The sequence below is a fragment of the Lacrimispora sinapis genome (genome assembly GCF_043633585.1).
GTDB classification, from domain to species: Bacteria; Bacillota; Clostridia; order Lachnospirales; family Lachnospiraceae; genus Lacrimispora; species Lacrimispora sinapis.
This window is the reverse complement of sequence record NZ_CP141832.1, coordinates 258736-281635: the sequence shown is the minus strand read 5'-3', so window position 1 is coordinate 281635 and position 22900 is coordinate 258736. Positions and strand designations below refer to the sequence as shown.

Here is a 22900-nt window from a genome sequence, read left to right as displayed (position 1 = left end):
ATCACGAATCCTCTTTGTTGATCTGAAGCTTTGCGAATGCATCGGCAAACGGGGAATTGATGGGCTCACTTGCTTCCTTGCTGTGCTTTTTCAAATAGTTTGCCACATCCTTTTTGGATACTCCGGCCCCTTCCTTTGCGCGCCGTTCCTTGAAATTGGAAAGCTTTTCCTTGTACCCGCACCTACAGACAAAGATCTGGCCGTCTCCTTTGCCCCTAAGCTCCATCTTCTTATGGCAGACCGGGCATCTGGCGTTGCTGGTTCTTGACAAGACCTCCCGGTGACCGCATTCCCGGTCCTGGCAGACTAACATTTCGCTGTTCTTTCCCTTGACGGAGAGCATTCGTTTTCCGCAGACCGGACATTTGGTATTGGTCAGATTGTCATGGGTGAAATGGCCCTCCCCCGCTTTGATCTGACGGACCAGGTCCTCCGAATACAGCCGGATGTCCTTCATAAATGCGGCCCGCTTTCTCTTTCCTGCTGCGATCTCGGAAAGCTTCATCTCCCACTCCGCCGTCAGTTCCGGCTTCTTTAAATCCTCAGGCACCAGATTCAAAAGCTGCTTTGCCTTGGAGGTGATAAAGATGTCTTTCCCTTTTTTCTCCAGCAAAAAGCTGGAAAACAATTTTTCAATAATATCCGCTCTTGTGGCCACCGTTCCAAGTCCTCCGGTCTCCCCCAGAGTCTTTGCCAGCTCCCGGTCCTTTGTCTCCATATAGGAAACGGGGTTTTCCATGGCAGAAAGAAGAGTAGCTTCATTAAACGGTGCCGGCGGTTTGGTCTTTCCTTCGGTCATAAAGACGGTAAGCTCTGACAGCCGGTCTCCCTTTTTCATAAGAGGAAGGTTCTGTTCCTTTAAATCCTGTTCCTCGTCCTCTTCCTCCTGACTTTCATAAACTTCCTTCCAGCCGGACGCTTTGACCGTTTTTCCACGTGCCACCAGGATTTCTCCCCCTAAATCCACAGTCAGCTCCGTTTGCTCATATTCAAAGGGGGGATAAAGGACTGCAAGGAACCTGCGGACCACAAGATCGTAGATCCTCCGCTCCTCAAAGGTCATATGATCCATCTGGACAAACTGCTCGGTTGGTATGATGGCGTGGTGGTCGGATACTTTCTTATCGTCCACAAAGGAGGGCTTTGCCACGATTTTCTGATTGATCAGCCTTCCTGCCAGCTTCCGGTAAGGGCCCACGCTGCACGCTTCCAGCCTCTCCTTGATGGAGGGGACGATATCGGAGCTTAAATACCTGGAATCCGTTCTTGGATAGGTGAGGACTTTATGGTTTTCATAAAGTCTCTGCATGATATTCAAGGTTTCCTTGGCGGAATAGTTGAAACGGCGGTTTGCCTCTCTCTGAAGTTCTGTCAAATCGTAAAGCTGAGGGGAATAGGTTTTCTTTGGAACGCTTTTCACTTCGGTCACTACCCCCTCCTTTTCTTCTTTCATCTTTTTAATGAGGGCTTCCACCCGGTCTTTGTCAAAGGAGCGGTAGCTTTTTGATTTTTCATCCCGCCAGGTAAAGGTGAGGGCTGGATTTAAGCTCTTCGCGCTGATGCCGTAGTAGGCTTTGGGAACAAAGCTCCGGATCTCCTCTTCTCTTGCTGCAATAATGGCGATGGTGGGGGTCTGTACCCGGCCGCAGCTTAACTGGGCATTGTATTTGCAGGTAAGGGCACGGGTGGCATTGATCCCCACCAGCCAGTCGGCTTCGGCACGGCACATGGCCGCATCGTATAGAGAATCGTACTCATGCCCGTCTTTTAATCTGGCAAACCCTTCTTTTATGGCTTTATCCGTAACAGAAGAGATCCAAAGCCGTTTGATGGGCTTTTTATTCCCTGCCTTTTCCAGAATAAGCCTTGCCACAAGCTCCCCTTCCCGTCCGGCATCGGTGGCAATGATGATCTCTCCCACATCCGTTCTGTGAATCTGGGTTTTCACCACGCGGTACTGTTTTCCGGTCTGCTTAATGACCTCTAACCGAAACCGCTCCGGCATCATGGGAAGGTCTTCCAGCTTCCATTCCTTATATTTGGCATCGTAATCCTCCGGGTCTGCCAAGGTCACCAGATGGCCAAGGCCCCAGGTTACGGCATAGTTATCTCCTTCAATCACCCCATTCTGGCTTCTGGTGCAATGAAGGACCCGGGCAATGTCCCTGGCTACCGATGGTTTTTCTGCTATAATTAATGATTTCATGCAATTCCTCCAAACTTGAAATTCTTTCCCAATTATAGCCCATTGCCCGGTTTATTACAACCGGAAAGGGACAGGCAAAAGACGGTTATGGCTTACCCCTTCCCGTATGCGATCAGGGAATCTCCCTCTCTCACTCCCATGATTACGGTTTCATAAAGGACGATGCCGTCATATTCTGCATAACAGGACTGCAGTTTTTTCCCCCACACATCTTCAACGGTCCCTAAAAGCTCTCCCTTTTGAAAGGATTCTCCCGGCTTTTTGGCAGGATACCAAAAGCCCTGATGGTCCGAATCTATGTAAGTTGCCGTAAGCACTTCGGTTTGTGGGACCTTTTCAGGTTCGCAAGTCCCTTTCATAACGCCTAAATGAGCCAGCACATTTTTCACTTCCTGCTTATAGCTGTCCAGTTCTTCCGGCGAAAAGACACCGCCTCCGCCCCGCTCCATCAAAATAGAGGGCACTCCCTGTATGGCGGCATAGTTATAAGAGCCTGTGGTGGCAGAGGATTTGACCCTTACGGACATCCCGGTGGCTTCTGCCATCCTTTTGGAAGTCTCGCTGACCTCTTCCTTTGCCGCTCCTGCAAAATATACAAAGGGCATGACATTTTCATGACTGTCTCCGGCGTGTAAGTCTATGTAATAGTCGGCCTGGTTGTGTAGTTCCTTTTCTATGGTGTAAGCGATTTTTTCCGAAAGACTTCCATCCTTTTTCCCCGGAAACATCCGGTTTAGGTTTTTCCCATCCTCAGGCACGAAAAGCCGGGTATAGGAATAGGCGGCCTGGGGGTTGGCCACCAGAAGAAAGACGATGGTCCCGTTTACCTGTGACGGCTGAATCTCTGCAGACAGCTCCATGGCGGTCCGGATTCCAATGTATTCGGCCCCGTGAATCCCTGCTGTTATGAGAACTACCGGGCCTTCCTTAACTCCGCTTACGACGCAAAAGGGTAGTTTTAGTTCATGATTTACGACCGGAAGCATTCCCTCAAGTCTGGTTCCCTCTTTCAATTGTTGCATCCCTATCTGAAGCATTGCACTTCCTCCTTCCTTTTTAGTTGCTCATTTCTTCCTGTCCCATAGACTCCACATCAAATATGGCATGCAGCAGCTTTCTGGCGTATGGATGGACCGCTTCTCCGATGGTATCCACGCTCCGGATCTCTGCGGCCTGGCCTTGATACAGAAACAGGACATGGCTGCAAAGATAGGTGACGGAGGTAAGGTCATGGGTGATGAAGATATAAGTCAGTTTCTTTTCTTTCTGCACCTTCTTTAATAAATCCATAATCTGCACCTGGGTATGGGCATCTAAGGAACTGATGGCCTCGTCAAACAGGATTACGGAAGGGTTTACGGCAAGGGCACGGGCGATGCAGACGCGCTGCAGCTGGCCTCCGCTCAGTTCATGGGGCAGACGGTCCTTATAAGAGCCGTCTAAGCCCACCAGACAAAGAAGATCATCGGTTTCCTTTTCTCTGTCAAGAGAGAGACCCTCCCGCTTCTCCCTTGCCCGAAGTCCTTCTGCGATCAGGCCACGGACGGTGAATCTGGGGTTCGCAGAGGTGGTATAATCCTGGAACACCACGCTTAAAACCGTTTTTCGCTTTCTTCTCCCTTTATAGCAAGGCTCACCTGCCAGATATACATTCCCGCAATCGGGCTTTAAAAGTCCGCATAATACACGGCCCAGCGTGCTTTTTCCGCTTCCGCTCTCTCCCAGAATGCCGAGACACTCTCCCTCTTTCACATGAAAGGATACGTCATGAAGGACCTGCTGCCGCTCGGTGCCAAACAGCTTTGTCTGATTTTCTTTTTTGAAGCTGACATTGATATGCTCTGCCCGAATCATACAAAAACCTCCCCCTTTCTATGAATGGCCTGATGGTATTTATTCATGACCGCCTTTTTCTTTTCCACCAAAAGTCTGGTATAGGCATCCTGGGGATTTTCATAAATCTGTGCAAAGGTCCCTTTATCTGCGGCGTATCCCCGGTTCATGACCAGCACCTGGTCGGAAATGGCCGATATGACTCCCAGATCATGGCTGATAAAGATCATGGCAGTTTGGGATTCCTTTTTGATTCTCACAAATTCCTTCATGATCTCATACTGGGTAATGGCATCAATGGCTGTGGTCGGCTCGTCGGCAATCAATAACTCCGGCTCCATGGACATGGCAAGACCGATCATAATTCTCTGCAGCATGCCGCCGCTTAACTGGTGGGGATATTTTTTTAAGACCTCCAGCGGATTGTTGATTCTCATGGATTCCAGAATTTTCACCGATTTTTCTAAAATCTCCGCTTTTTTAAAGTCCGTATGCTCCCGGTATGTTTCTGCCAGCTGTTCCCCGATCCGGTAAAGGGGATCAAAGCAGGTCATGGGATTTTGCAAAATCATGCCGATCTTCTTTCCCCGTATCCGGCGAAGCTGTTCTTTGGATTTTCCAATCAAGTTCTCTCCCTGGAACATGGCTTCTCCTTTTACCGTAAAATCAGCGCCCAAAAGTCCCATGACCCCTTTTAAGCTCATGCTTTTTCCGCTTCCGCTCTCTCCCAGAATCCCAAGGCACTGTCCCGGCATCACCTCAAAATCAATTCCGTGGACAATGGGGGTGGACTTCTTTTTTGTGCGGTGTTCCACCTCAAGATGGGTTACCTTCAATACTGCTTCCATTATTCCTGCACCTCCTTTGGGTCCAGGGCATCTCTCAAAGCATCTCCCAAAAGATTAAAGGCCGCCACAAGGATCACAATTGCAAGTCCGGGTGCAATCATCTGCACCGGATTGGTGGTCATTACATTCTTGGCTTCATTGAGCATGGCTCCCCACTCCGGCGTAGGCGCCTGTACCCCGAGTCCCAGGAAGGAAAGGGTGGAGATATTTAAAATGGCCCAGCCGATGTCCAGAGTGGCAAGGACTGCCATCTCCGCCGCTACACTGGGAAGCAGATGGCGGAGCATGATAAAGCGTTCTCCGCTTCCGATGCATCTGGAAAAGAGGACAAAATTTTTATCCCTGTATTTCATCACATTGGTACGGATCATACGGGCATACCAGGCCCATTTGATCAGCACGTTTGCAAGGATCACATTTCTCACATCAATTCCCAATAGGGCGACCACAGCAAATACCATGATCTGGCTGGGAAACGACATCATCACATCCACCGCGCGCATGATGATCTCATCAACGGGTCCCCGGAAATATCCGGCCAGCAGCCCCATAATGCAGCCCAGTCCAATGGTTCCCGCCATGGTGATCAGGGATAAAAACAGGGTGGGACGGATTCCATAGATCATTCTGGAAAGAATGCAGCGTCCCAGCTGGTCGGTTCCTAAGGGATACTGGAAGCTGAAGCCCGCAAATTTATTTAAAATATTGTTTTCATACGGATCATTGGGTGCGAACAAAGGGGCAAATATCCCAAGAACCGCCACCACAACGATCAGGCTCATCATGATCACTGCCATTTTATTTTTAAACAGCCGTTTCCACATGTCAAGATACCTCCCTTCTAAGTCTCGGATCGGCGATGCTCTGGATAATATCAAACAAAAGATTGAATACAACGAACAGGGTTCCGATCAGCAGCACATAGGTCTGGATGACCGGATAATCCCGGTTGAAAATGGACGCAATGCAAAGCTTTCCAAGTCCCGGCCACGCAAATACATTTTCCACGACAATGGTTCCTGCCATAAGCTGGGGAACGCTCATACCGATGGCCACGATGCAGGTATGTAAGGAGTTTTTAAGGATATGCTTTACCAGAATGGTCCGCTGCTTCAATCCTCTGGCGTTGGCATACAGCACGTAATCCTCCTTCATATTTTCCAGCATGTTATTGCGGATCAGGCGGATGTAGGTGGAAATATAAGTGAGGGAGACCGTAAATGCAGGCAAAATCAGATGCTTAATGCTTCCGCTCCCGCTGGTGGGCAGAAGATCCCATTTGATGCTGACCAGCCATATGAGCAGAAGCCCGATCCAGTAGGCAGGCATGGCCGTGGTCATAAAGACGATTCCTCTCACCACCCGGTCAAATAAGCTGTCCTTGTATACTGCACACAAAAAACCGATGGGAAGACTTAAAAAAATCACAAACACCAGAGACGCCATGGAAAGGGTAAAGGTAGCCGGCAGACACCGGGTGATCTCTCCCAGTACGGTTCTTGACGGATTGGTATAGCTGACTCCGAAATCCAGCTGCAGGCAATCTGCCACCCACCGGAAGTACCGGACCAGATAGGGATCATTGAGTCCCATTTCTTCTCTTACCTGTTCAATGGCCTCCTGGGTGATGACCGGAGTCTGGCGGACCCGTAAGGCCACCTCCGCCGGGTCTGACGGGATCAAATTGATAAATACAAAACATAAAAACGATATAAGCAGCAGCAGCGGTATGGCCGACAGCGTTCGCTTAACAATATAAGATTTCATCTCATTACCTCCAAAATCAATGAGGGGAAGGGTTAAAAAGGGGGGACCAGCCTCTGGTCCCCCCTCTGCGGTTTTCCCTTCGGATTCCGGCAAAAGTCATTTCTCTTTTGTCATTATTCAAAATACATCTGTCCAAACGGAACTTCATACTGGGTCTGGGTGAAACCGACCCCTTTTAAGTCAGACGTATAGATCGCCTTGTTGCATTCATAAGTCAGAGGAATGTATACTGCATCCTCATGAAGTCTGGTCAGTACAAAGGTATAAAGCTCCTGACGCTTTGTCTCGTCGGTGGAAACAAGAATTTCTGTAATGGCCTCATCAATCTCCGCTTTGTCCGCCAGTCCCTGCTGCGCTGCAAAGTCACCGTATACCGGCTGTCTCATGGCTGCCAGGGAGGACTGGGGATCGTAAGGGGTTCCCCAGCAGATATTGAACACCATGTCAAAATGTCCTGCCTTCATGTTATCCCGGTAAGACTGCTCCTCCTCGCCCTTGATTTCCAGGCCGATCCCAAGCTTGCCATATTCAGACTGTAAATATTCTGCAATGGTCTTTTCCGTTACACTGTCACTGTTGTATAAAAGGCTGAGCTTTAAGGCCTTTCCGTCTTTTTCCCGGACACCGCCGCTTCCCATCACCCAGCCGGCTTCATCAAGCATTTCTCCTGCCAGCTTCTCATCGTATGCATAGGCCTTTAACCCGATGTTGCAATAAGGAATGGAGCTTGCAAACAGCGTATCTGCAGGAGCCTCCAAACCGTAAAAGATGCCGTCGGAAATGGCCTGGCGGTTGGTGGCGTGCTGCAGGGCCTGACGTACAGCCGTATCCTTTAAAATCTCATTGGTCGTATTCAGAACGATCTGTCTTGTGGAAGTCGGGTTGGATAAAGCAACTTCAAAATCACTGCTTTCTTTATATTTATTTACTGCATCGGCATCAATCATGTTTTTGCCGAAGATCAAGTCGATCTCTCCCTTTTCAAGTGCCAGAATCCGGGTCTGGTTGTCCGGAATCACCTTTACGGTGATCTTTTTCACCTTTGGCTTTTCTCCCCAGTAATTCTCATTGGCCTCAAAAACTGCATATTCATCGGTTACGGATTCCTTCAGCACATACTGTCCGGTTCCGATGTATCCATTTACCCCGTCCTTGGTGCTTCCGTCCTTCATGGCTTTCGGGGAAATCATGGCGAACGGTCTGGTGACTCCAAGCTCTGTAAGCATTGGGTAATAAGGCTTTGAAAGCTCGATCACAAAGGTCTCTGCATCCGGAGCGGAAACCCCTACCAACAGATTCATCATCTCAAGCCAGGTATGGCGGTCCTTATTCTCAATGATGGCGTCAAAATTGGCTTTGATGGCATTGGCATCGCAAACCTCACCGTCGGAGAAGGTCACTCCCTTGCGGATTTTAAAGGTATAGGTCCTGCCGTCCTCGCTGATGGTCCAGCTCTCTGCCAGACAAGGCGCATATCCGTCTTCCGTAATGGTCACCAAAGTCTCATAGAGCATTTCCTGAGCGTACATTTCACCGGCATACAGATGAGGGTTTAAGTCTCTGATATCACGGTAGTTTACAAATACCAGTTCCTCTTTTCCTTCGCTTCCCCCGCCTTCTGCCCGGCTTTCCTCCGCCTTTACCGAACCATCCGCTGCTTCTTTCCCTCCTGCTGCGGATTTGGAACAGCCGGCTAAAACTGCTGCAGTCAAAACACCTGCAAGACACGTATATAATAACGTTTTTTTCATAATGGTACCTCCTGTTTTAATTACGGTATCTACTATAGCATAGTTAGTCATAACTTACCAATATCAAAACAGGGAGGCGTTGTTATAACGATTCGTTATAGCCTTTCAGCCTCATTTCCAGCTGGCTGATATAAAACCGGGCTTCCGGGGACAGCTCCTTTTTCTTTTGCTTGACGTATCCAAGGGTTAAAAACTTCTCACAGTTTTTCACCTTCAACGCCTTAATTTCCTGGGCTTCATAATGTCTGGAAACAAAATCAATTCCCATGCAGCAGACATCGGTATGCTTTAGCATATTATGAATCATATAATCGCTGTTGGTATAGACCGCATTATCCAAATTTTCCATCTGAACCGCACCCACACTGATCCGTTCAATGTGGTGTTCCATGGCAAAAAAATCTTCGGTCCCCTCAATGAATTTCAGTTCCTTTAATTCATCAAATTCCAGAAATTTTCTATGATACCAGGGGTGGTTTCTCCCCATATAGATGCAGATGCCCCGGTCAGCCAGGGGGTGGTATTCCAGTTTCTTATGCCACATGATATGGCGGAAACAGGGAAGCTGGGAGTGAGCCAGGTAAACGATGCCTATTTCCGATACGTGTTCGGATACATCATCGGTGATTTCCTCCACCGTTCCCTCCCGGTAACCGAATTTGATGCCTTTGCCTTTATATTTTTCATAAATATCCGCCACCAGTCTGGTGAGAATACTGCTCTGATAGCCGGAAACACAGAAATAACTGCCGGTCTTCTTCTGAACCAGAGCGTGGATCATATTGGAGCTTTTTAAAATGGAACGGGCATAGCCATAAAGCAGATTCCCCTGCTCCGTAATTTTCATCCCTCTGCTGTTGCGTTCAAATAATGCAACGCCCAGTTCCTTTTCCAAATTGGCGATCACCTTGCTGACATTGGGCTGGGAGGTATAGAGCTGCTCCGCCGCCTTATTCAGACTGCCGTGGTCTGCGGTCGCCACAAAGTATTCCAATTGCTTGATTTCCAATGGTAATTCCCCTTTCTTATCCTGGATATCCGCTTTTTTCTATGTAAAAAACGCTGCAAAAAAGCCGCTCCTGTCATGCGGTAACAGGGGCGGCTCTTTCGCAGGAGTCATGATCCTTCATGGGTCAAATGAAGGATGGATCAGAGGGTTAGTCTGATTAGAATATTCACACGCAGTTAGCTAAAACTAACTATCAGTATAGTATCATAGATACCCGGAAAATGCAAGCAGTAATAATGAAAAGGTTTTTCATTTATACCGGAAGCATCCACTGTAAAACTTTTTGGATATACGTGTCCCAAAAATCCCAGGTATGACCGCCCGGACCTTCTTCGTAAACGGCATTGGCTCCCCGTTCCTCCAGCCCTCTTTTCACGGACAGATTCATCTCATATACAAAGTCTTCCGTTCCGCAGGCATAGTAAAGCTCCGGGATCGTTCCCGCGGCCTCACAGCGGTCATAAAGAGTGAGAAGATCTGCATCACTTCCTGAAATCAACTCCGGATTTTCAAAGATCTGCTCCCAGAAAAACGGTCCTTTCATATCCCCTTGTTTCGTCCCCTCATAAGTCATGGCAAGGTCAAGCGCCCCGGACAGGCTGGCTGCCTTCGCATACTGCTCCGGTTTAGAAAGCGCCATAAACCAGGCGCCGTATCCTCCCATGGAAAGACCTGCCACAAAGGTATCCTCCCGCTTTTTGGAAATGGGGAAAACACTTCCGATAAACGCCGGAAGCTCCTCTGTAAAAAATGTAAAATAGGCATCTCCCCGGTACATGTCCTGGTAAAAGCTATTTGCTGCAGAGGCCATAACCACTGCCACACAATGCTTTTGGGCATACCGCTCAATGTTGGAATAACGAACCCAGGAGCTGTAATCCCCGAACGCACCATGAAGCAGATAGAGAACCGGAAGTCCGGTTTCATAATGGTACGCCTTCTTTGTTTCCTCGTTGGTGATTTGTTCATCGCTCTCCGGAGTTGGGATAATCACATTGATATCCACGGAACGCATCAGAGAAAAACTGTAATAATGACAATTCATACTGGCCATGATTGGTCCTCCTAACACTTGTTATCAGAAATCTTAAAATTTCCATTTTTTCTTATTATACAAAGAACGAACCAGGAAAACCAGGTGAAACATTTTTTTTTTTTAATACGCAAGAAATGTATAGTTTTCCCGGTAATCTCCCAATGTTCGTCTGGTTTTCCACAGCAAAATCGAAAAGGCCGGCCCTGTCATGCGGTTACAGGGACGGCCTTTTCGTAGGAGTCATGATCCTTCACGGGTCAATGAAGGAGAATCTCAGAGGGTTAGTCTGATGTATAGAATATTCACACGTAGTTAGTGTTAGCTAACTACCCATATAGTATCATGGGACAATCAAAAAATCAAGAGGTTTTATTGAAACCATTTCTCAATAACTCCTTTAATTTACAAAATATTCTGCTAAAAACAGTTTTGCAGTACCCTAGGTCAGCAAGCGGACCAAAAAACTGGCTGAGATCAGGATCATGGCGCCTCCCAGCCTGGTGGCCATCTGGGCAAAGGGAATGAGTTCCATTCGATCAGCCGCAGACAGCACTGCAATATTTCCTGTGCCGCCCATGCTGTTGGTGCAAAGTCCTGCGGTAATGGAAGCCTCCACGGGATAAAAGCCTACCAGCTTTCCAAGAATCCCGGAACAGACCGATACCGTCAGGATGATTGCCACGCAGATCAGTAAGTACACCGGAGACAGGGCCGCCGCCAGCACCTTTAAATTCAATAGTGCAATCCCGATTCCTGCCAAAAGAGCATTGGTTAAGTTCTGCATGACAAACTTGCTCCAGGATACGGCGGCTTCCTCATACTTTGAAGGAATGAAACCGCATATTTTACAGATGACCACGAGAATGATCATGAATGCATAGGCATGGATATTGGGAAAAATCCGGTTGATCACTGCACCCGCCGTAAAAAACGCAAGGGAAAAAACAAGTCCCGTTCCCATTGCCTCCACGGTGAGGGCCGGTTTTTTCTGTTCCTCTGCCGGTTCCTCCCCAACCTCCATAAGCCTGCCATTGCCATTGAGAGACGGAAACCCGGCACCAAGCCTGGCAATCAGTGCCGCACAGATTATGGCAAGAACATTGCCTATGGTGGAAGCCGGAATCATCCTTGATACAATAACGGCACTGTCAAGTCCGGTGGCATTTGCATAAATGCCCGACAGAGGAATCACCCCTGCTCCCATTCCCCCGCTCATCATCGGCATGGCGATGTAGAGAATGGTTTCACCAAATCCATAACCGGTAATTATCCCCATGATTCCGGCTATAAGTAAGGCGCATGCCATAGAGAGGAACGATACCGGCAGAAACCGTATGGCAGCTTTTTTTAACAGATCACGGTTCATTCCCAGAATGCTTCCCGTTATCAAAGCTGAAATATAAAAATCCAAAAATCCCACTTCATTCATAAAGTTCTTACAGTTTTGTACAACGCTGGCAGGCAGAAGACCAAAGGTTGCCAGGGCTGAGGAGGCAAAAATACAGAATACAGCTCCTCCCCCAAGATAAGAACGTATGATGGGAATCCGGCTTCCCATCCGATGAAACAGGCTTCCAAGCACCATCATGACCGCCAAAGCGCCTACCATATTTTGAGGCAGTATCTCCGTTATGGAAGCAAATAAGATCAGAAAACTGACCAGAAAATAGACCGGAAGTGACATCCCCATAATTTGAATGCCCTCAAAAACTCTGGTCCCGGAAGCCGGCTTTTTTATTGCTTGTGCATCTATCATTCTTTTCCCTCCTGTTTGCGCAGCGTATTCTTTTTATGATCTGGTTATGCCCTCTTCCACTGCCGTCTCTGCAACTGCTTTTGCCACCCGTTCTGCCACCCTCTTATCAAAGGCGCCTGGAATAATATACTCTTCGATCAGTTCTTCCTCCGGAATAATATCGGCAATGGCGTAAACCGCAGCAATTTTCATCTTCTCCGTAATATCCTTTGCTCTTGCATCAAGTGCCCCCCGGAATATGCCGGGAAAAACAAGAACGTTGTTGATCTGGTTTGGAAAATCAGAACGGCCTGTGGCAACGATCCGGGCGCCTCCCCTCTTGGCTTCGTCCGGGGTGATCTCCGGCACCGGATTTGCCATTGCAAATACGATGGAATCCTTTGCCATTGTGGAAACCATCTTTGCCGTAACCACTCCGGGTGCGGATACACCGATGAATATATCCCTGCCCTTCATGGCATCCGTTAAGTTTCCATGCAGCCTTTCCCGGTTGGTTTTCTCCGCCATCTCCTTTTGGGCCGGATTCATCCATTCCTCTCCCGGCGCCAGGATTCCATTCTTATCTACTAAAATTACATCTCCTATGCCGATTTCCAATAGCAGCTTGCAGATGGAGATTCCGGCGGAACCAGCTCCATTGATGACGGCCTTTACCTTATGAATATCCTTTTTCACAAACTTTAAGGCACCTACCAGCCCTGCAGAAACCACAATGGCAGTTCCATGCTGGTCATCATGAAATACCGGAATATCCAGTTCCTCTTTTAAACGCCTTTCAATCTCAAAACAGCGGGGAGCCGAAATATCCTCCAGATTGATTCCTCCAAAGGTAGGCGCAATCCGTTTTACCGTTTCAATGATTTCTTCCGTGTCCTTTGTATCAAGACAGATTGGAAAAGCATCAATGCCTGCAAAGGCTTTAAAGAGTATGGACTTTCCTTCCATGACCGGCATGGCTGCCTCCGGACCGATATCTCCTAACCCCAGAACTGCGGTACCGTCCGATACAACCGCAACTAAATTCCCTTTTGCCGTATAACGGTAGACCTCCTCCCTGTTATCCCGAATCTTCCGGCATGGCTCTGCAACCCCCGGCGTATAGGCAGTGCTTAGATCGTCCCGGTCCTCTACCTTAACCTTTGAGACCACCTCGATTTTCCCCTTGTGTTCCTCGTGCATTTTAAGTGCCAGCTCATTATAATCCATCATTTGTTCCCCTTTCTAACATTCTTTTTGCTTCTGATTTCACTTTATCACAATCCGGAACAATGAAAAGTTTTAATAAATAAAGAAAGACTTTAGAAAGTAAAAAAAGTGGAAATACAAATGTTTCTTTTATATAATGGAGAAAATACCCCATGGTTTACAAGCCGTAAGGAGGAACAGGAATGAACCGGTTGTCTGTGATGAAAAAATTGCTGTTGGGATACAGTCTGCTGATCTTAGGGCTTATGGTTCTGATGGGCATTTATATTCTTCCGCTTCAATTAAAATATATGGACTTAAATCTGGAGGATAAGATCTCCTGGACTGCCAAGCTGATCTCTGAGGATGACGGTATCATAAAGGCAGTGGAACAAAAAGAGTTTCCCATGGACAAGAGAAAGAAGCTTGATCTTCTGGTAAAGGAATCGCCGGATATTGATTACATTGTAATCACAGGAACCAACCGCATCCGCCTTTACCATCCCATACACAGCCGCATTGGAGGGATTTTTGCAGGCGGCGATGAGGAGGCGGTTTTGAAAGGGTCCAAGCCTTATATCACGCAAACCCAGGGAAGTTCAGACGTCCAGAAACGGGCGTTTCACGCCATTTATAATAAAGAAGGTACGCTTGTGGGCTTTACCATGGTAAGTGCCAGTCTTGAAACCATCCACCGGGCACAGCGGTCCGCCATCCTTCACTTCATTCTGATCTTTTCAGCCATACTGGGGTTTGGTATTTTCTTTGCATACATCATTTCCCGAAGCATCCGAAAGTCCCTTCTGGGATTTGAACCCGGAACCTTTGTGAGAATGTATTTACAGAGAGAAGAAATTCTGGACAGATTAAATGAAGGGATTGCGGCTGTGGGAAAGGACGGAGAATTCCTATACCGGAACCAGTCCGCCAAAGCATTTTTTCCGGAAGAACGGATGTCGGCCAAGCTTCCTGTGTATCCGCTGATTCAGCAATGCTTTCATTCCGGCCGTACCCGGACAGGTATCCTGTTTGAAATCAACGGAAATATGCTTCTGGTAAATTTGATCCCCCTTGTGAAAGATGACAGAACCAAAGGCATCCTGCTCATTACCAGGGACAGGACTGAAGTTGTTGAGATGGCGGAACAGCTGACCGGCATGAACCACATCGTGGAAGCCTTAAGAGCCAATACCCACGAATATCTAAATAAGCTGCACGTCATTTCCGGCCTTCTCCAGATTGGAGAGGTCCGGGAAGCCGTCAAATTCATCACCGGAGAAGCCTCTGAAACGGAAAATGGCTACCACACCATCATTCATCAGATAAAGAACCGGACAGTGGCCGCCTTGCTTTTCGGAAAACAGAGCCGGGCAAAAGAACTGGATATCCATTTCATACTCCGCAAGGACAGCTGTCTAAGCGAACACACGGATTATCTTTCCACCGGAGAACTGGTCACCATTATCGGAAATCTGCTGGAAAACGCATTTGAAGCGGTCAAAGAAAAGCAGGATATGAAGCAGACGGAACTGTTTATCGCTTCTGACGAAAAAGGGCTTACCATTGTGGTCGATGACACCGGATGCGGGATGACAAAGGACCAGATCGGTTTGGTGTTTGACCGTCAGTATACCACCAAGGAACAAGGACATGGCATCGGACTGCACCTGGTCCGGGAGATCGTGCAGAAGCATGAGGGATATCTGGACATCGAATCGGAACCGGGAGAGGGAACCTCTTTTACCATTATTATCAACAAAAAGAAGGCTCAACATGAGAAAGGAAACAGGGATGATTAAAACTGTTATCGTGGAGGATGACCGCATGGTGGCCTCCATTAACAACCAATTTGCGGCGAAAACGCCTGGGATTCAGGTAATTGCCACTTTTTATAATGGAAAGAACGCATTGGAATTTCTGGAAAAAACAAAGGTGGATCTGCTCCTTTTAGACCTTTACATGCCGGAATTTTCAGGGCTGGAGCTTTTAGAAGCACTTCGCAGACAGAACAACGAGGCTGATGTGATCATGATCACCGCCGCCAACGATGCCCCTCATATCAAAGAGGCACTCCGGCTGGGGATCGTGGACTATTTAATCAAGCCCTTCCGCTATGAGCGGTTTGCACAGGCCATGGATAAATATTTACTGAAACGGACGGTGATGGAAACCGGCATGGAGTTTACACAAGAGGATATCGACCAGTTGATCAGTGTCCGGCGCCCGTCTCCCCAAAGCAGGGAAATGGAACTGCAAAAAGGCGTCCAGCGCCAGACTCTCAACCGAATCCATTTCTGCCTTCAGTCCTATCAGGGGGAATACCTTACCAGCGAACAGATTTCTGCCGAAACCGGACTTTCCAAGGTCACCGTCCGTAGATATATGAACTATCTCATCGAAAACAATGAGGTCCGCAGCCGGGTGGATTATTCCACCGGAGGCAGGCCAAGGGTAGAGTATTCCAGTAATTCGTATGAGGATTAGGAGATTTTTCCCTTAAAAAAAGCGTCTGAAACTCCCCGTTAAAAAGAGTTTCAGACGCTTGATTCATTTTATTATTCCGTGGTTTGCCATAGGTCTTTATTTTGATACTTTTTATCCAGAGCACTGCTGAACCAACGCCCGTTCAATACATTTCTGATCAGCTTATCCTTGATCTCTGCCGAAACGCTGGTATCCGCTTCCATTGCCTTGATGATGTCATCATATGTGGTGCTGACGTCTTTTTCTTCAACCACCGCATCGCTTTCCGTCCCATCAAAGACCATGGAAACCTTTTTATCCGGTGACCATTTGCTCCAGGTTGCGAGTCCCTCCCCATTGGGATCTCCGGAGGCCAGGAAATTCGCCAAATACTGGTTATATTCCTTAGCCATAGCCCTATAGCCTGGTTTTTCAAAAGCCCCTTTGAAAATGTCTGTATAATTGTTTTTGGTTGTAAGCATAGGAACGAAGATTCCGTGGAATGCCCCATAATCCCCCAGATCCTTCTTTGCCGCACCAGTACTGCCGTAATCAACCTGACAGATATAGATATCGGATTGATAACGGTCTGCCATCTTCTCCGCACTGGCCTGTGCATTAAAAATACGGTACATCTCACTGCCGTATTTGCTTGCAAAGGCTTTGGCGTTCTTTATCTCTTCTTCGGAGTAGCCTTTCATGTCCTCACTTTCAAAGTAAGGATCTCCTAAACAAAACATGGAAAACTCAGAGCTTCCAGTAAGCATCATCAGAGGAACCTGGTTATATTCCTCCGTATCAAACCCGTTTTCCGGAATCACTGCCCCATCCCGGTAAAGATGAGGAAATACACTCATTCGTATCATGGCATTGCCCATTAACGGAACAAGACGCTCGGAAGAGATCGAATACAAATACTCTTTTACATCTGCTCCATCCGTCATCAGCCACTTTGCCGCCTCTTCCTCGTTGGCGGCTTTCTTATCCTCCACCGCAAGCGGGGCAAGGGCTTTTGAAATCTTTTCTGCACTTAACGTTTCATCCGCCGTTGTCATGCCGCCGCTGAACGCGATGGCCTTTTGGAACTTGCCTTTAAATACGGGACTGATCAGCATTGCCATCACATCCCGGCCGCCGGCTGAAAAACCGGATATGGTCACATTCTCCGGGTCTCCGCCAAAGGCTTTGATATTGTCTTTCACCCAGTCCAACGCAGATGCAATATCCAGCATTGCATAATTTCCTGTGCTGTTTTCTTCCGTCTGAAGGGCCGGCAGAGAATTAAAGCCCAAAAGTCCCAGACGGTAATCCACGGATACATACACGCAGTTTGCATTCTTCACAATGTCCGTACCCGGAATCTCTCCAGCACTTCCCGTCTGGTTGTTTCCTCCATGGATGTAGACCATAACCGGAAGATTTTCGCTTCCTTCCTTTGCAAAAACATTGAGTCTCAAGCTGTCTTCACTGCCGGTGACCTCTGTTCCGGAAAGCTGGAGGGCCGGCTTGGAAGCCGCTTTGCAGTCCAGGACATCGGTCCATGGATCAGGACTTACCGGGCTATGCCACCGCAGCTCCCCGGAGGGTTCCTTTCCATATGGAATCCCGTACCAGGTCAATAGTTCCCCTTCTTTTATCCCTTTTACCGGACCATAGGTGGTGGTAACTACGGTTTCGTCTTCCTCTTTCTCCTCTGCCAGGGAAGAGGTCTCCGCTGCCGGTCCGGTCTCCTTACTCCCTGACTCCATTTCTTTTGCTGTCCCGGATCTTCCACAGCCTGCCGCCATTACCGCAGCAAATAGGATAAGTCCGGCTGCTATACCATATTTTTTCATATAACAAACTCCCCTGTTTGAATATTTGATGCAGAAGATCATTCCCTGCACTTATTAATTTAATCCATTGATTGAAGGCCGGTTTTCTTATTCAACCGTTAAAATCACCCGCTGGTAACGTTTCAGATTATGCTCCCCATCATCCTGTACCTCAGCGATCATATGAATCGTATCTCCAGTTCCGGCATCTTCAGGGACCGTAAAACTTACCGTTGGGGTATCCTTGCCATTTAATTCGATGGAATCCGTCTTCTCACCCTCAGCCAGCTCCCGATGCAGACCAAGCTGCATATCTCCAGAGATTTCCGGTTCTACCTTGGGTACCTCGGTTTTAGCCTCCCGATAGGTGTCGGCTTCAAAATATCTCCACCAATGATACGTCAGTTTATCCCCATCCGGGTCTTTGCCCTCAGCCGTTAAAGTGACCGTTTCTCCCGGCGCTGCCGTAATGTCAATTCCTTCCTTAATCTTCAAAGTAGGATTATGGTTTGCATCCGCATACGTTTCTGCCACCGCCCAATCTGCACGTGCCGCAAAATCGTCCTGAATATCATCAAACCATCTCATCAGAGAATATTCCGCTTCATACCGGCCGGTATATGGATTGAAATCCAGCTCCGTATTGCGGTACAGCTTGTCACTTACAGCACCGAATCGTCCTCCCCAGCCTCCGTAAGACGGATTCTCCATGCTGCGCATACCATTGTCTATCAGGTACATAAAGGAGGGGGAATCACCTTCTGAAATAAAGTCATACCGGTGATACTGAGGATTATTTTTCAAATACTCCTCGCTTCCTCTCTGTTCCTCCGGAAGCTCACCCTCAATCATTTTTCCGTCTCCTATTAAGGCATACATTTCCAGCAGCTTCCCATGGCCTGTTAAAATGTTTTTATAGTTCCATTCTCCCTGGAGCCGGCTGTTCACCTCATCGGTGTGGAATTTCCACGCATAAGCAAAATGCCAGAAGTTAGACTGGTCATTTAAAATACGGATATCCGGCCAGCTTTTTGCAATATAGTCATTATAGCTTTCGTCCTGGTCAAGGATAATATACAATATCAGCTTATCGCTCACCTTTTTTCTAATGGTTTCCCATTGGTCCGTTCCCTTATACTTCTCCTCAATGGATTTCAGCGCCCTGGCAGTCGTATTGGTGCCGCCCCAGGTCTGTACATAAAGATCCCTGGGGTCGTCGTCTAAGAACAAATCCTCCAAAAACCTGGAGCCATCTGTTTCTTCTTCCATTTCGCCCTTATTGGAAATATTTCCGATCTTTGTCACACTTCGGATCAATTCAGGTTTCGGATACCCGTCTGCATGCTTGACCAGATTCGGATAAATTTCTTCATACGCATCAAGCATATCATAGAGCCACTTGGTCCCTGTCCATCGCAGAGGTTCGATCCCCTTTTCTTTATTCCCTGCATAGTGATACATAGAGCTTGTCAATACAATACCAGATAAGTCCATTTCATTGGAATATAAAAGGAAACGGATGACAGAGTTCATATCATCGACTTCACCGTCCGTCGTGATAACCGTTCTTGCTTTTTCGGTCTTACTGACCGGCGGATCAGGAACCGGCGGTATGTTAGGTTCCTGTTTCCGTCCGCAGCCAGATATCAAAAGACTCAGACATAGCATCCCCGGCAAAATTGCTGATAAGCACCTTTTCGTAGTTTTAGAAGCCATCTTTCCGTTCCTCTCTAATATCATGTTCCGTTATGCGCTACACCGTTGTTACGCTAAAACCTCTCCGTTGGTTTCAATTACTTTCTTATACCAGTCAAAGGATTTCTTTTTTCTTCTGGATAAATCTCCGCTGCCGTCATCGTATTTTTCAACATAGATGAACCCGTAACGTTTTGCCATCTCTCCGGTAGAAGCACTTACAAGATCAATACAGCCCCATGGCGTATATCCCATTAAATCCACACCATCTTCCACTGCTTCTCTCATCTGTTCGATATGCTTTCTTAAATAGTCGATGCGGTAATCATCCTGAATGGTTCCATCCTCTTCAATCTTATCGTAAGCCCCAAGACCATTTTCCACAACCATAAGAGGAATGCGGTAACGTCCGTAAAGTTCGTTTAACGTATAGCGAAGTCCCTTGGGATCAATCTGCCAGCCCCAGTCACTTGCCTCCAGGTATGGATTCTTTGCTCCACCCATGATATTACCGGAAGTCTGAGCCTCATTCTTTGACGTTGTGGCACAGTTGGACATATAGTAGCTGAAGGTGTAGTAATCCACACAGCCCTCTTTTAAAATATCCGCATCGCCCGGCTCCATGGCCACTTCTATATTATGCTCCTTAAAGTAACGTTTCATGAAATAAGGATATTCTCCACGGACCTGAACGTCTCCGCAGAACTGGTTCAATATCTGATTCTGGTGCTGTGCCTCCAGAATATCATCCGGGTTACAGGTCAGCGGATAGGTGGTGATCTGAACAATCATACAGCCGATCTTACAGTCCGGATCAATCTCATGGCCTGCCTTTACTGCCAATGCACTGGCAACAAACTGATGATGAAGCCCCTGAAAACGAAGCTGAGGAATATCCACCTGATTGTTAAACTCGGTTGTGCCTTCATTTAAAATACCCAGTGACAGGAAGTTGCCCATCGGCATGGTTCCTGAGTTGATCTCATTGAAGGTCAGCCAGTACTTCACCTTTCCTTTGTAACGGGTGAATAACGTCTTTGCATATCTCACATAGAGATCAATACATTCTCTGGAAGACCAGCCGTTGTATTTTTCCGTAAGAGCGAAAGGCATCTCATAGTGGGAAATGGTAATCAGAGGTTCGATATTATGGCTCAAACACTCATCAATCACACGGTCATAAAATTCCAGTCCGGCTTCGTTTGGCTCGTTTTCCATTCCGGTGGGGAAAATCCTGGTCCATGCGATGGAAAAACGGAATACCTTAAAGCCCATTTCTGCAAATAAAGCAATGTCTTCCTTGTAATGATGATAGAAATCAATGGCCTCGTGGCTTGGATAGAACGTGTCTGGTTCTATGGTCCTGGTAATCCGCTTGGACCTTTTGTGAGAACCTCCGGTACATACGTCGGAAGCGGAAATTCCCTTTCCTGCCTCATTCCAGGCACCTTCACACTGATTGGCTGCTACAGCGCCGCCCCATAGAAAATTTTCTTTAAATACAGACATATTACACCTCTTTCATTTTATTAAACAATTGTCAGCAGAGTATCTCCGGATTTCACCTGTTTATCCTCACTTGCTTTCAAACTGACAAAATTCGTCATGTTGGATACAAGGACAGGAGTGGTAAGCGGAAATCCTGCTTCTTTAATTTTATCCATATCAAACTCCAGCAGCAAGGTTCCCTTCTTTACTTTATCTCCCATATTGCAGTGAAGCGTAAAGCCTTCTCCGCCTAACTGTACCGTGTCAAGACCTACATGGATAAGCATTTCCACACCGTGATCTGTTGTAATGCCTATGGCATGCTTTGTATCGGTGACTGCACTGATGGTTCCGTCGGCCGGAGCAAACACTTTTCCTTCTGAAGGAATGATTGCAACGCCTTCCCCAAGGACTCCTCCTGAGAATACGGCATCCTCTACCTGTGCCAAAGGAATCACTTCTCCGGTAAGCGGGCTGGAAAGTTCAATGGTCTCTACTAATGTTCTTTCTGCTTCCTTATCAGCTTCAGAAGGAGAAACCGGCTCCTCTTCTTTTACTTCCGGTTTATAGAGAATCATGGTGGCGATAAAACTTGCCGCAACTGCAATGATTAAAGTAACCACACCGTTCATCATATTGCCGAATCCTTCTCCGCCAATCATCTGGATCAGAGATAATACAGAAGGAGAACCTCCCATAGAGTAAGCAACCAAATGAGTAATTCCCGCATACAAGCCTGCAATTCCTGCACCAATTGCTGATGCCAACATAGGTGTCTTGTACTTTAATGTAACACCATACATGGCAGGTTCTGTAACTCCCGCAACGACCGCTGAGATACCAGCTGCAGTCGCAGTCGATTTCAAATCTTTATCCTTTGTCTTGGCTGCAACGGCAAGAGATGCAGCACCCTGTGCCAGATTGGAGCAGAACATGGTAATAATTACGACCGCATCGAAGCCCAGACTTGTGAGTCCGATGGTACTGATTGGAAGAAGCGCATAATGCATTCCAGTCATAATGATAAATGGCATTGCAGCGGAAAGGACCATAATAGCCAGCCAGCCTGCTTTGCTGTATAAAAGATTAATTCCCATAGCCAGATAATTACCAAGTATGCTGCCGATCGGTCCTACAACCACCAGCGCAATCGGAACAGATATAAAAATGACAAGCAATGGCTTTAAAAATATTTTTACAAGATCCGGACAAACTTTATCCGCAAACCGCTCAATATAACCCATAAGCGGTACCATCAATAATACAGGCAGTACGGAGGAAGAATAAGTAGCCGCAGTTACAGGCAGACCGAAATAAGTTGTATTACCTGCTGCCAGCAAGGCATTTAAATTTGGATGGATCAAAAACGCTGCAACGACCATCGCAAGATAAATATTGGAGCCAAGACGCTTGGCAGTCGTCATTGCTAACAAAACCGGCATAAAGTAGAAGAAAGTGTCTCCTACCGCATTTAAAATAATATACGTACTTCCAGTTGTGTTGATTAAGTTAAACGTGGTAAGAAGCGTTAAAACCACCTTGATCATACCACAGCCAAGCATGGCCGGAAGCAGAGGAGTCATACAGCCAGCCACAAAGCCTGACAGACGGGAGAACAGATTCTCTTTGGATTTTTCTTCGTCCTTTGAGCCTGTTGTTTCCTCAAAATTGCCCAGCTTCATCAGTTCATTGTATACTTTGGCAACCTCGTTTCCAATGACCACCTGGTACTGTCCGCCCTGACGGACGACTCTGAGAACACCGGGTATTTTCTCGATCTCACTATCTTTAGGAATGTCATTGTCTTTTAAGACAAAGCGCAGGCGGGTGATACAGTGTGTAAGCCCTGCCACATTTTTCTCTCCGCCCACTTTTTCAAGGACGGTTTGGGCTGTCTTCCCATAATCTAATGCCATAATTATTTCCCCCTTCTATAAGGTTAATTTATTGTTATCTATCTGAAAAGGCGGTTCCCGCTGTTTTGGGAAGCCTTCACATTCAAAGGAAAAAAAGGACCCTGCAACAAGCAGCCTGCAAAAACTCTCAGCA

At 47.3% G+C, this 22900-nt stretch carries 17 protein-coding genes; 2 read left to right on the top strand and 15 right to left on the bottom strand.

All coding sequences use genetic code 11. The features are described 5' to 3' along the window. Position 1: 1 nt before the first annotated feature. From VIG27_RS01360 to VIG27_RS01310, 11 genes are all read right to left on the bottom strand, one after another. Positions 2-2206 (bottom strand): DNA topoisomerase III, encoded by a 2205-nt coding sequence (locus tag VIG27_RS01360; protein WP_394524587.1) that lies wholly within the window; start codon positions 2204-2206, stop codon positions 2-4. A 92-nt stretch (positions 2207-2298) separates the two neighbouring features. Then, on the bottom strand, positions 2299-3243 hold the full coding sequence (locus VIG27_RS01355) for a M14 family metallopeptidase (RefSeq protein WP_394524585.1): 945 nt from the start codon (positions 3241-3243) through the stop codon (positions 2299-2301). 19 nt (positions 3244-3262) lie between these two features. Then, entirely contained in the window at positions 3263-4060 is a 798-nt protein-coding gene (locus tag VIG27_RS01350) for an ABC transporter ATP-binding protein (protein ID WP_394524581.1), read from the bottom strand. Beyond that, positions 4057-4887 (bottom strand): ABC transporter ATP-binding protein, encoded by an 831-nt coding sequence (locus VIG27_RS01345; protein WP_394524578.1) that lies wholly within the window; start codon positions 4885-4887, stop codon positions 4057-4059. The genes VIG27_RS01350 and VIG27_RS01345 overlap by 4 nt, the downstream gene beginning before the upstream one ends. Then, positions 4887-5711, bottom strand: coding sequence for a nickel/cobalt ABC transporter permease (gene opp1C / locus VIG27_RS01340; RefSeq protein ID WP_394524576.1), 825 nt, complete (start codon positions 5709-5711; stop codon positions 4887-4889). Before opp1C ends, VIG27_RS01345 begins: the two co-directional genes overlap by 1 nt. Before the next feature lies 1 nt (position 5712). Then, positions 5713-6654, bottom strand: coding sequence for a nickel/cobalt ABC transporter permease (gene opp1B, locus VIG27_RS01335; RefSeq protein ID WP_394524573.1), 942 nt, complete (start codon positions 6652-6654; stop codon positions 5713-5715). 113 nt (positions 6655-6767) lie between these two features. Next, complete coding sequence (gene nikA / locus VIG27_RS01330) at positions 6768-8405, bottom strand: nickel ABC transporter substrate-binding protein (protein WP_394524570.1); 1638 nt, start codon at positions 8403-8405, stop codon at positions 6768-6770. Between the two features lie 82 nt (positions 8406-8487). After that, entirely contained in the window at positions 8488-9414 is a 927-nt protein-coding gene (locus VIG27_RS01325) for a LysR family transcriptional regulator (protein ID WP_394524569.1), read from the bottom strand. Positions 9415-9667: 253 nt separating this feature from the next. Beyond that, positions 9668-10468 (bottom strand): alpha/beta hydrolase, encoded by an 801-nt coding sequence (locus VIG27_RS01320; RefSeq protein WP_394524568.1) that lies wholly within the window; start codon positions 10466-10468, stop codon positions 9668-9670. A 421-nt stretch (positions 10469-10889) separates the two neighbouring features. After that, a complete protein-coding gene (locus VIG27_RS01315; protein WP_394524567.1) occupies positions 10890-12206 on the bottom strand; it encodes a 2-hydroxycarboxylate transporter family protein in 1317 nt (438 codons plus the stop codon). A 33-nt stretch (positions 12207-12239) separates the two neighbouring features. Beyond that, a complete protein-coding gene (locus VIG27_RS01310) occupies positions 12240-13412 on the bottom strand; it encodes an NAD(P)-dependent malic enzyme (RefSeq protein ID WP_394527361.1) in 1173 nt (390 codons plus the stop codon). 182 nt (positions 13413-13594) lie between these two features. Between VIG27_RS01310 and VIG27_RS01305 the strand changes: the two genes are divergently transcribed. Together VIG27_RS01305 and VIG27_RS01300 are read left to right on the top strand one after the other, a co-directional pair. After that, positions 13595-15190: an ATP-binding protein gene (locus tag VIG27_RS01305; RefSeq protein WP_394524565.1), complete on the top strand. Its 1596-nt coding sequence runs from the start codon at positions 13595-13597 to the stop codon at positions 15188-15190. Further along, the gene (locus VIG27_RS01300) at positions 15165-15875 is read left to right on the top strand and encodes a response regulator (protein ID WP_394524563.1); all 711 of its coding nucleotides are present in this window, start codon (positions 15165-15167) and stop codon (positions 15873-15875) included. Before VIG27_RS01305 ends, VIG27_RS01300 begins: the two co-directional genes overlap by 26 nt. Positions 15876-15946: 71 nt before the next feature. Here the strand turns inward: VIG27_RS01300 and VIG27_RS01295 are convergent, their stop codons facing one another. The 4 genes from VIG27_RS01295 to VIG27_RS01280 form a co-directional block, all read right to left on the bottom strand. Continuing rightward, positions 15947-17689, bottom strand: coding sequence for a carboxylesterase family protein (locus tag VIG27_RS01295; RefSeq protein WP_394524562.1), 1743 nt, complete (start codon positions 17687-17689; stop codon positions 15947-15949). Positions 17690-17776: 87 nt separating this feature from the next. Then, positions 17777-19384, bottom strand: coding sequence for a DUF1593 domain-containing protein (locus VIG27_RS01290; RefSeq protein ID WP_394524561.1), 1608 nt, complete (start codon positions 19382-19384; stop codon positions 17777-17779). A gap of 48 nt (positions 19385-19432) precedes the next feature. After that, complete coding sequence (locus VIG27_RS01285) at positions 19433-20872, bottom strand: glycoside hydrolase family 1 protein (RefSeq protein WP_394524560.1); 1440 nt, start codon at positions 20870-20872, stop codon at positions 19433-19435. A gap of 20 nt (positions 20873-20892) precedes the next feature. After that, positions 20893-22767: a beta-glucoside-specific PTS transporter subunit IIABC gene (locus VIG27_RS01280; RefSeq protein WP_394524557.1), complete on the bottom strand. Its 1875-nt coding sequence runs from the start codon at positions 22765-22767 to the stop codon at positions 20893-20895. Between the last annotated feature and the right edge of the window lie 133 nt (positions 22768-22900).